Raw genomic sequence first — 10,961 nt, forward strand, 5'->3', positions numbered from 1 at the left:
CAGGTTGGGCAGGGCGGCCAGGCGCAGCCGCTCGGTCAGATCGGGCAGATACACCGCCTGATCTGACGCCTGCCAGGTTAAGTGCGGCAAAGCGGCGGCAAAATGCACCGCATGCTGGCCAGTACCACTGCCAACTTCCAGCACCTTAGCGCTTTTGGCAAAAGCGTGTTGTAACACCGCCAGAATAGGGGCTTTATTGTTTTCGCATGCTTGAGAAAAGGCCAGGGTAGCCGCCATAATTTCACTCCGTGTTAGAAATGCACTGACACACCGGTACCCAGTAACGATGCATCACTGTCAAACTGGTAGTTTACATATAAATCGAACATCGGCGTAAAGCGGTAGCGTAACGTAATGTCACCGTAGGTGTTGCTGTCTGTATCAGAACCGTCGCCATAGCGTAGCGCCGCACCCAGCTCTAACTCAGGGATAATAAGGTAGCGAAAACCAGCGCCGGCCACAAAACCATTTACTGCATCATTTTCAAAACCGACAACACCAACTTCAGAGCGGACATAAGCTGCTTCAAAAAACGAATCAATATTGTCACTGACAGATTGGCGTAAACCTAACCCGGCCTGCCATTCAGATGCTTCAAACTCTAAACCCATAATATCGTCCAGCAGCGGCAAATCGCCTGACACATCATAGTAAGACGCATGCAAATACCAGTTATCAGACAGCAAGTAACTGGCTTTAAGCTGATAGCCATTCATATCGACATCGTTACCGGCAATATCATCAAGCGTTGCTTTTGCATAACCTGCGCTAACGTAAGTCCAGCTGATGTCTTTGTTAGTAGACTGATTCCAGCGAGAACCAAACGTATTTGCTTGCACCGTGAGAGCAGTACTGCCTAAAGCGACTAACGCCAGGCCTGTAATAATTGACTTCATACAACCTCTGTTGTGATCTAAGGGAAATAACTTACGGCATAGTAACAGTTTCACGATAAACTTGTGAATATATTGAGTTTGTTTGTAATGCTTCCGATAGAGCAGGTTTACACCTGGTTGTGGCGTGAGACATTTAACGTCAACATAAGCAATTTAACATAATATACATTATAAGCTATTTAGTGTATGCCGTATCAGTACGCATTTCAGCTTTCTATTTCTATCTAGCCAAGTAAAATGCGCTGTTATCTGTACTTACTTTCTGGTTTATTCATGGCACTTACTATCAGGCCCACAGACGAACAACTCGATATTCTGGCTAAGGTTCAGCGCATGACAGCTGAACTTACTTACTCTAAAGCGATTTTTAAAGGATTAAGTGAGTACATTCAGCTGAAAAAAGATTTTGATGAGTTAGAGAAAAAACACAATGCTTTGCTTAAATCACACGCTGAGCTTAGGGAAACCGTTAATTTGTATGTGATGGCAAAAACGCGGCTTAACCGCGTTTTACAGGATGATGCCAAAGCCGATAATGCGGATTAGTCCGATACCGGTTTAATACCAACTTGAATTGCTTCACCGGCTTCATTCACCTGACGCACAGTCAGTAAAAGCTGGTCAAGCCGCACCTGGTCACCAATTACCACGCGACGATGGAAACGTTGCGCAATATATGCTGCCAAAGTCTGGTTTTTGTCCTGGCCAATCAGGTTAATGGTATAGAATGCGTCCAAGTCACTCAGGCTGATATCGCCGTTCAGTACGAAATCACCGAAGAAACTACTATTGCTGAGCACAGATTTCTCTGCATCTTTGGCTAATACTTCGCTTATCTTCTGAACGTGCTTTAATTTTGCCAGCACCATCAATGTATCATCTATTTGAAATGCCGGTTTTTTATCCGGCAAGATCCATTCGCCGCTACGGATCACGCCAAGAAACTGAATTGGCTGTTTAAACTGAAAATCCTGCCAGCTAAGCGCCAGCACCGGTGACGACTCAGTCACTTTGAAAGACAGAACTTCCATAATATCGTTACTTGGTACCGCATCCAGTGGCATCGCATTGTCCGGCGCCAGTTCGGCCGGCACTTCCAGTTTTAACCAGCGTGCTACCGGCACTATGCTCCAGCCCTGAACAACCAGAGAAACGATAACCACCACAAAGGCAACGTCGAAGTACAGGTGTTCATCCGGCATGCCAGCCAGCCAGGGAAACAAGGCCAGAATAATTGGCACTGCGCCGCGTAAACCCACCCAACTGATAAACAACTGATCCCTGACCGGGAAGCGAAATGGTATCAGGCTCAAGAGTACTGCAATTGGCCTTGCGACGAATATCAGGATCGCCGCCAGAATTAACGCTGACAGTAAATGATTCATCAAATTACTTGGTACAACTAACAGACCAAGCATCAAAAACATGCCAATTTGACTGATCCAGGCCAAACCATCGTGCATGCGCAATATGTGTATAATTTGCGGCAATCTGGCGTTGCCGACCAGATACCCCATCAGATACACAGCCAAAAAGCCACTGCCGCCAAACATGTTTGTCATAGCATAAATGAAGATACAGCTGGCAACCGCCAGCAACGGGAAAAAGGCAAAATTAAGTGGCAGTTTACGGCATAAAAATACGAACACCCGCCCTGCTCCATAACCCATTACGCCGCCAACCACAGCTTGCTGTAAAAAGGTTCTGCCAACATCCCAACTGAGTGCATGGCCTTCTGCCAATACGCCCACCAGAGTCAGCGTTAACATTACCGCCATAGGGTCATTACTGCCTGATTCAATCTCCAGCGTAGATGCCACCCGCTCTTTAATGCGAAGCCCTTGTGACTGGAATATTGAAAATACGGCAGCAGCATCGGTTGAGCTTAAAATTGCGCCAAGCAACAAGCCTTGCAATAGCGTCATATCCAGCAGATACGCCGCCGAAACGCCGACAATACCGCAGGTTAATACCACACCGACCGTAGCCAGCATCGAAGCCGGTGCCAGTGCTACGCGAAAACGCTCAGGGTGTGTGCGCATTCCACCGTCAAAAAGAATAATAACCAGGGCTATAGAGCCAATCAGAAAGGCAACCTGGGGGTTGTCAAACTGGATACCGACAATGCCTTCCTCGCCGGCGAGCATACCGATAATAAGAAAAACAAGTAGCATCGGCGCGCCAAGACGCGCCGAGATAAGAGTAGCTATAATGCTGATTACAAAAAGAAAACCGCCAACTAATATTGCGAGGTTTATGCCATCCACCCTAACCTCCTGATTAATTAGGCGTTTGAAATCTCCCGAACGATAGCATTTAACGCATCCAATGGCTGTGCAGCCTTAGTGATAGGACGGCCAACTACCATGTAATCCACACCGGCCGTAAGCGCCTGAGCAGGTGTCATCACCCTGCGCTGGTCATCCTGGGCACTGCTTGCTGGCCGGATCCCTGGCGTTACCAAACAAAATTCCTGGCCAAACGTCTGCTTCAATAGTGTAGCTTCCTGTGCAGAACATACTACACCATCTAAACCTGAGCTATGCGCCAACTTAGCAAGCTTCATAACCTGTTGTTCTGGTGTTAACGCTATACCCAGCTCAGTCAGATCACTCTGCTCCATACTTGTCAGTACCGTAACAGCAATAAGGTGTGGTTTTTCAGTGCCATAGGATACCAGAGAATCCCGCGCTGCGCTCATCATTCTGCTACCGCCACAAGCATGCACGTTGACCATCCAGACCCCAAGGTCGGCTGCAGCTTTCACTGCCTTTGCCACAGTGTTGGGTATATCGTGAAATTTTAAATCAAGAAATACATCAAAGCGTCTTTGCTGCAACTCCTGTACGAACTGAGGGCCGAAATGCGTAAACATCTCCTTACCCACCTTCAGCCGGCACAGAGCCGGGTCCAGTTGACTCACCAGGTTCAATGCTTCGTGCTTATGTTCAAAATCTAGCGCCACCACAACAGGCGTTTGGCAAAACATATTCTATCCTTTACTTCTAACGGCCATCTATACCACCAATGGGCTCAACAGTTTCCCATTGCTGGCAGGACGGACATAACCAATAATGTTTTCGGGTTTTAAAGCCGCAATTTCGGCAGCCATATAATGATTTTTTATCCAGATAAGCATTTACCAGCTCTTTAACAGAAGACAGCACTTCCGCTGCCGGTGCCGATTGTTGCTGCCGGATCTGCAACAATCGCTGAAAAAGCCGGATACTGGGCTGCTGCGTCAGTTTATCCAACAAGAACTGCTCTGCCGCGGTGGCTGAACCATGCTCAGCCAACCAGCCCGCTAATAATACTGTCGCGGTAATATTATTGTGCTTATTTGCCAGCTGGCTTAGCAACTGATACCACTCTTCACTGGTCAACTTGCACTGTTGCAGTAGTGGTAAGATGTCTGCTGCCCACTGAGGCTTATGCTCAACGATATAGAGTAATGCAGATTTTGCCAGCGCCTTTTCGTTTAGCTGCAAAGCTTGCTGGGCCAGCTCGTATTTAGGCCGTATAGCTGCCGGGTAACGCTCGGCAAGTTCTGCTATTAAGGTGATGTTGGTATCAGACGACTGTTTTTGCGCCTCTATCTGCATATTAGCCTGGGCTATGCGCAGTGACCGTGAGCTAGTTGCATCAACCGCTGTGTTATATTGTTTTGCTTTACTCCACTCGTGAGTAGCAATAAAGATACTGAATAACTGCTTTAACGCTGCCTCACCCAAAGACGGTGATTTTACCAGGCTGGTCAGTAATTTCTCTGCCCGGTCATACAAACCTGCAGAAAAATAATCTTTTGCCAGTTCAAACTGGATCTGCTGTGCCTGTGGTTTGGGGAGTTTTAATTGATGCAGTTTTTCATGTATCCGGATGGCTTTGTCCCAGTCGCCTTTGCGACGGAACAGATTAGCCAGTGCCAGATAGGTTTCTATCGTGGCAGCTTCTATGTCTAGCAGCTCTAGTAGCTGCTCAATTGCTTTGTCTTCCTGGTCTGTCAGTAGAAAGTTTAAACCCGAGGATAAATTACGCGTAATGCTGGCGCGGCCTTTTAACTCTTTATGCTTTACACTGTTGCGCCCCATGAACCAGCCGTAAGCTGCTGCTACCGGTAATAATAAAAACAGCAGCTCTAACATAGGTTAGCGGCTTTCCGTTGATTTACGCAGCCAACCCTTAGCTTTGCGTTGCAAGGAATACAACATGATAATAAGCCAGCCAAGTAACATGCCAAGCAATAAAAACAGTAGTGCTATATCAACTACTCTGAGCTGAACACTAATGACAAGAAGATGTAAATCAGCAATCTGCTGATTAATAGAGCCAAACAGTACCCCTACCAAAATCAGGGCTACTAATACGGCAATATAAAGTAGTCTGCGCAAGGGATACTCCGGTTACGCCTGAAAATCTCAATAAGAGACAGCTCAGGTGTTATCTTTCACCCGGTCACGTAACTCTTTACCCGGCTTAAAGTGAGGGACATATTTTCCGTCTAACTCTACTTTATCGCCTGTTTTAGGGTTACGGCCTACGCGAGGTGCACGGTAATGCAATGAGAAACTGCCAAAACCACGAATTTCAATTCGCTCGTTGCCAGCTAATGACTGTGCCATCTGCTCGAGGATTTCTTTAACTGAAGCTTCAACATCCTTGACCTGAATATGTGGGAAATCAGTAGCTAATTTTTCAATTAATTCAGACTTGGTCATAGACCCTCCGGCAAACCTGCTAATGGATAAAGCAGGAGGCACTTGCCTCCTGCTTTGTTAGCAATTAATCCTGCTTCTGAGCAGCTTTAAATGCTTCGGCCATAGCGTTACCACCAAAATCAGCTTCTTGTTGCTTGCTGTTGATAGTATCCATAGCTTCTTTTTCTTCAGCTTCGAACTTCGCTTTGATTGACAGGCTGATTACGCGGTTTTTGCGGTCAACACCCATTAAACGAGCTTCAACTTCTTCGCCTACTTTCAGTACAGTAGTTGCATCTTCGATACGCTCACGCGCGATGTCAGATACACGGATGTAACCTTCTACAGCACCTTCTAACATTACAGTAGCGCCTTTAGCGTCAACGGCAGTTACTTCACCTTTAACGATAGCACCTTTTTTGTTGTCAGCAAGGTAGCCGTTGAACGGATCTTCATCCAGCTGCTTGATACCTAAAGAAATACGCTCGCGCTCTGGGTCAACTTGTAATACAACAGCGTGTACTTCGTCGCCTTTCTTGAATTCACGAACCGCTTCTTCGCCAGTGGCGTTCCAGCTGATGTCTGATAAGTGAACCAGACCATCGATGCCGCCATCTAAGCCGATGAAGATACCGAAGTCAGTGATTGACTTGATCTTACCGCTTACACGGTCACCCTTGTTGAAGCCCTTAGCGAACTCTTCCCATGGGTTAGCTTTACACTGTTTCAGACCTAATGAAATACGACGACGTTCTTCGTCGATTTCCAGAACCATAACTTCAACAGAATCACCCAGGTTAACCACTTTAGATGGGTGGATGTTCTTGTTAGTCCAGTCCATTTCTGAAACGTGTACTAAGCCTTCAACACCTTCTTCGATTTCAACGAAGCAGCCGTAGTCAGTCAGGTTAGTTACACGACCAGTGATGCGGGCACCTTCTGGGTAACGTGAAGCGATAGCTGCCCACGGATCTTCGCCCATTTGTTTCAGGCCTAAAGATACGCGCTGCTTCTCGCGGTCGAATTTCAGTACTTTTACTGGAATTTCGTCGCCAACGTTAACGATTTCGCTTGGGTGCTTAACGCGCTTCCATGCCATATCAGTGATATGCAGTAAGCCGTCAACGCCGCCTAAGTCAACGAATGCGCCGTAGTCAGTCAGGTTCTTAACGATACCTTTAACTTCCATGCCTTCTTCCAGTGTTTCTAACAGCTGGTCACGTTCATGGCTGCTTTCTGATTCAATCACCGCACGACGTGATACCACCACGTTGTTGCGCTTCTGATCCAGTTTGATAACTTTGAACTCAAGTTCTTTGTTTTCCAGGTGCAGAGTGTCACGCACCGGACGTACGTCTACTAATGAACCAGGCAGGAATGCACGAATACCGTCAACTTCAACAGTGAAACCACCTTTAACTTTACCCGTGATAACACCGATAACAGTTTCTTTGTCTTCACATGCTTTTTCCAGGCGTACCCAGGCTTCGTGACGTTTCGCTTTCTCACGAGAAAGTAAAGTCTCGCCGAAACCATCTTCTATGGCGTCTAACGCTACGTCAATGATGTCGCCAACGCTAACTTCGATTTCGCCGTTCAGAGATTTGAACTGCTCAACCGGAATTGCGGCTTCTGATTTCAGACCAGCGTCAACCATAACGACGTCTTTCAGAACGGCAACAACAGTACCTTTAACAATGGCACCCGGACGGGTTTCGATGGCTTTGAGGCTTTCCTCAAATAATTGTGCAAAATTTTCAGTCATATTCACTTTTTCAGTTAAGTGCTCCACGCTGCGTCATGCGTTGTGGGGTTGCTAAATTAACCTGTTTGAATCCTTTCAACAGGCTGTCCAAAGCGCGGTTTTGGCCTGGTTCATACTACAGCTGGCAACTTCATGCCGGCGTAGTTCAGTACCTCTTCCAACACTTGTTCAATCGATTTACTGGTCGAATCCAACATATAGGCATCAGCCGCCGGTTTTAACGGCGCTGTCGCACGATTCATATCGCGCTCATCCCTAGCCTGGATTTCGCTCAAAAGGTCGCCGATGTTAACATCAAAGCCCTTTTCTTTCAACTCCAAATAACGCCGTCTGGCGCGCTCTTCGGCGGTGGCGGTTAAAAATATTTTAACGTCTGCCTGAGGGAAAACAACCGTTCCCATATCGCGACCATCTGCAATCAGGCCGGGCGCTTCAGCAAAAGCCCGCTGACGACGCAACAAAGCTTCGCGTACACGAGGCAAAGAGGCAATTTTTGATGCTACATCAGCCACTTCTTGTGTACGGATGGTATGCGTAACGTTCTCACCTTCCAGCGTAATACGCATATTACCTGTTTCGTCACTGCTAAACTGAACGTCCAGGTGAGCCGCCAGGGGTTGTAGCGCTTCTTCATCATCAAAAGCGATTTGATGATGCATCGCAGCTAAAGCGAGAACCCGATATATGGCGCCACTGTCCAGTAATTGCCAGCCTAAGCGTTGAGCCAGCAAGCGACAAATAGTGCCTTTGCCTGAACCACCCGGGCCATCAATGGTAATTACTGCTGCAGAGTGTGGCATCCTACCCCCTTTAACTACTGGTTAATCGGATTTAAAACGGCGGTATTATACAGCTTTTTGCGACAAAATCTGTGTTTAATTACGATAAAACGAAGGAAAGACGCGCACTCAGAAGGCTACGCGTCCGGAAGCTACGCTATCTGGCGTGCCAGTTGCCGGAAGACATTGAAGTAGTCAGGGAAGGTCTTTGCTGTACAATCAGGGTCTTCAATCGTCACGGCAGTATCACTTAACGCGACCAACGAGAAACACATCGCCATACGATGATCATTGTAGGTTGCGATGCTGGCGTGCTTCAATTGAGCTGGCGGTACAATTTTCAGATAATCGTGCCCCTCTTCAACATCGGCGCCCACCTTTCTAAGCTCCGTTGCCATGGCAGCCAAGCGGTCTGTTTCTTTCACCCGCCAGTTATACACATTGCGGATGATCGTTTCGCCTTGTGCAAATAATGCGGTAGTGGCGATGGTCATCGCAGCATCTGGTATGGCGTTATAATCGCGGTCAATACCGTTCAGTTTGTTACGCGTTACTTTTATGTAATCGTCTGCCCACTCAACATCAGCTCCCATCGCGGCAAGCGCATCAGCAAAATGAATGTCGCCCTGCACTGCATGTTTGCCGATACCGGTGACTTTAATACTGCCACCTTTAATGGCTGCCGCAGCCAAAAAGTATGACGCTGAAGACGCATCACCTTCAACCAGCCATTTACCCGGTGAGCGATATTGCTGAGCACCGCTGACACTAAAACGCTGATAACCGTGATTTATCACATTAACGCCAAAGCGTTGCATCAATGCCAGTGTAATATCGATATAAGGTTTGGAAACAAGTTCGCCGACGATTTCAATCTCGCTATCGCCGTCAAGCAGAGGCGCAACCATCAATGCTGCGGTTAAAAACTGACTGGAGATACTGCCGTCAATTTTCATTGTACCACCAGACAGCGATTTGCCTTTTACTCGGAGTGGCGGATAACCATCCTGTTCCAGATAATCAATATCGGCATGCCATTGGCGCAGCGCATCAACCAAATGGCCGATAGGACGCTCATACATGCGTGGCTCACCGGTCAGGGTGACATCGACATTGGATGCCGCAAGCGCCGCTGTTAAAGGCCGCATGGCGGTGCCAGCGTTACCGAGGAACATGGTAATGGCATGCGGATGGTTAAATAACCCACCTAAACCTTGCAGCTCACACTCAGTGCGGCACGGTGACAGCGTGTAATTCACACCCAGAGCCGTTAAGGCATTAAGCATATGCCGCACGTCATCACTGTCGAGTAAATTGGTAATTTGTGTCGTACCTTCAGCCAAAGCTGCGAGCAATAACACCCGGTTCGAAATGCTCTTTGAACCCGGCAAATGCACTTCGCCACTCACTTTGGCAATAGGCTGTAAAGTCAACGTTTTCATCCGTGTACCCGCTCAAATTCTTGCATAAAACTTACCAGTGTTTGTACGCCTTCCAGTGGCATGGCGTTATAAATACTGGCGCGCATGCCCCCCACCATACGATGGCCTTTAAGCGCCAACAGGCCATGATGCTCAGCCTGGTCGACAAACATATCATTCAAACGCTCATCGCCGAGGAAAAAAGGTACATTCATCCAGGAACGGTAGTTTTTATCTACATCGTTAGAGTAAAAATCGCTTTTATCAATATAATCATAAAGTAAAGCTGCTTTATTTTGGTTACGCGTAGCCATGGCGGTTACGCCGCCCTGCAGTTTTAACCATTTAAACACCAGCCCGGCAAGATACCAGGCAAAGGTCGGCGGAGTATTAAACATACTGTCGTTATCAGCAGCCAGCCGATAGTCCAGCACCGACGGGATCAGCGCGTCTTTTGCCGGCAATAAATCTTCACGCACTATGGCAAGGGTCAAACCCGAAGGGCCGATATTTTTTTGCGCACCCGCATAGATCACGCCATAACGGCTAACATCGATTGGCCGCGATAAAATGGTGGAAGATAAATCTGCGACGATCGGACTGGCAGTATCAGGTAAGTCGGTAAACTCAACGCCGTCTACGGTTTCATTCGGGCAGCAATGCACATAAGCAGCATTGGCACTAAGCTGCCAGTCAGATGGCGCTATCACAGTACGAAGTCCGGCAGCCGTTTTCTGCCGGATATCCTGTGCATTAATCTGGCCGTATTTAACTGCTTCTTCAACTGCTGATCTTGACCAGGCTCCAGAGACGATATAGTCCGCAGTTTGGCCAGCCTTCAACAAATTCAATGGCACCGCCGAGAATTGGCCGCGGCCGCCGCCGTGCATAAATAACACTTTATAGTTTGCCGGAATGGCAAGTAAATCGCGTAAATCCTGCTCTGCTTGGGCTGCGACCTGAATAAACGCCTTGCTGCGATGGCTAAGCTCCATCACAGAGCAGCCATGTTGTTGCCAGTTTATAAACTCCTGCTGTGCCTGTTGCATTACCTCTACCGGCAACATTGCCGGCCCGGCACAAAAATTAAAGGTGATCATAATGTACTACTTGCTCCTGAATTAGCGTTTTAATGCAACTGGCCTGTGATTGTTTAACCTGCAGCCGGCTTAACCGATCTTTTTGTCTGCACTTAAAAGCAAAACGAGCGCAGAAGCGCCCGTTTTATCTGGGTGTTACTCTTCTTCATCCTGTGCTAACTGGGTATCCGTCAGTACAGTGCTGGCAGCTTTCTCAGCTTCTGCCGCCGCTAACTCTTCGGCATCCTGGATTTCGTCAATCTTTTCCACGCCAACGACTTTCTCGTTGTCGGCGGTACGGATCAGTATAACGCCCTGGGTGTTACG

The 10,961-nt window shown here is 47.7% G+C and carries 12 protein-coding genes; 1 reads left to right on the forward strand and 11 read right to left on the reverse strand.

The window, feature by feature from the left end:
• Together VIN66_RS18435 and VIN66_RS18440 are read right to left on the reverse strand one after the other, a co-directional pair.
• Window positions 1-237, reverse strand: a 237-nt coding sequence (locus tag VIN66_RS18435) for a DUF938 domain-containing protein (RefSeq protein ID WP_331925348.1), incomplete at its 3' end; no start/stop codon positions are given.
• Between the two features lie 14 nt (window positions 238-251).
• On the reverse strand, window positions 252-896 hold the full coding sequence (locus VIN66_RS18440) for a hypothetical protein (RefSeq protein ID WP_331925349.1): 645 nt from the start codon (window positions 894-896) through the stop codon (window positions 252-254).
• 273 nt (window positions 897-1,169) lie between these two features.
• On the opposite strand from VIN66_RS18440, the gene VIN66_RS18445 reads away from it, so the two are divergent.
• Window positions 1,170-1,442, forward strand: a complete 273-nt coding sequence (locus VIN66_RS18445) for a hypothetical protein (protein ID WP_331925350.1) — start codon at window positions 1,170-1,172, stop codon at window positions 1,440-1,442.
• Here VIN66_RS18445 and VIN66_RS18450 read toward each other — a convergent pair.
• The 9 genes from VIN66_RS18450 to serC all read right to left on the reverse strand — a co-directional run bounded on the left by VIN66_RS18450 (window position 1,439) and on the right by serC (window position 10,655).
• Window positions 1,439-3,163, reverse strand: coding sequence for a potassium/proton antiporter (locus VIN66_RS18450; RefSeq protein ID WP_331925351.1), 1,725 nt, complete (start codon window positions 3,161-3,163; stop codon window positions 1,439-1,441). The two genes, VIN66_RS18445 and VIN66_RS18450, sit on opposite strands and share 4 nt — an antisense overlap.
• Before the next feature lie 17 nt (window positions 3,164-3,180).
• On the reverse strand, window positions 3,181-3,885 hold the full coding sequence (gene pyrF, locus VIN66_RS18455) for an orotidine-5'-phosphate decarboxylase (RefSeq protein ID WP_331925352.1): 705 nt from the start codon (window positions 3,883-3,885) through the stop codon (window positions 3,181-3,183).
• A 16-nt stretch (window positions 3,886-3,901) separates the two neighbouring features.
• On the reverse strand, window positions 3,902-5,038 hold the full coding sequence (locus tag VIN66_RS18460) for an N-acetylglucosaminyl transferase (protein ID WP_331925353.1): 1,137 nt from the start codon (window positions 5,036-5,038) through the stop codon (window positions 3,902-3,904).
• A gap of 3 nt (window positions 5,039-5,041) precedes the next feature.
• Window positions 5,042-5,284, reverse strand: coding sequence for a DUF1049 domain-containing protein (locus VIN66_RS18465; protein WP_331925354.1), 243 nt, complete (start codon window positions 5,282-5,284; stop codon window positions 5,042-5,044).
• A gap of 42 nt (window positions 5,285-5,326) precedes the next feature.
• Entirely contained in the window at window positions 5,327-5,611 is a 285-nt protein-coding gene (gene ihfB, locus VIN66_RS18470; protein WP_134054744.1) for an integration host factor subunit beta, read from the reverse strand.
• Window positions 5,612-5,675: 64 nt separating this feature from the next.
• Complete coding sequence (rpsA, locus tag VIN66_RS18475) at window positions 5,676-7,355, reverse strand: 30S ribosomal protein S1 (RefSeq protein ID WP_331925355.1); 1,680 nt, start codon at window positions 7,353-7,355, stop codon at window positions 5,676-5,678.
• A gap of 110 nt (window positions 7,356-7,465) precedes the next feature.
• Entirely contained in the window at window positions 7,466-8,155 is a 690-nt protein-coding gene (gene cmk / locus VIN66_RS18480; RefSeq protein WP_331925356.1) for a (d)CMP kinase, read from the reverse strand.
• A 131-nt stretch (window positions 8,156-8,286) separates the two neighbouring features.
• Window positions 8,287-9,576: a 3-phosphoshikimate 1-carboxyvinyltransferase gene (gene aroA, locus VIN66_RS18485; RefSeq protein WP_331925357.1), complete on the reverse strand. Its 1,290-nt coding sequence runs from the start codon at window positions 9,574-9,576 to the stop codon at window positions 8,287-8,289.
• A complete protein-coding gene (serC, locus tag VIN66_RS18490; protein WP_331925358.1) occupies window positions 9,573-10,655 on the reverse strand; it encodes a 3-phosphoserine/phosphohydroxythreonine transaminase in 1,083 nt (360 codons plus the stop codon). The genes aroA and serC overlap by 4 nt, the downstream gene beginning before the upstream one ends.
• Between the last annotated feature and the right edge of the window lie 306 nt (window positions 10,656-10,961).

Source organism: Rheinheimera sp. (assembly GCF_036568245.1).
Taxonomy (GTDB): Bacteria; Pseudomonadota; Gammaproteobacteria; order Enterobacterales; family Alteromonadaceae; genus Alishewanella.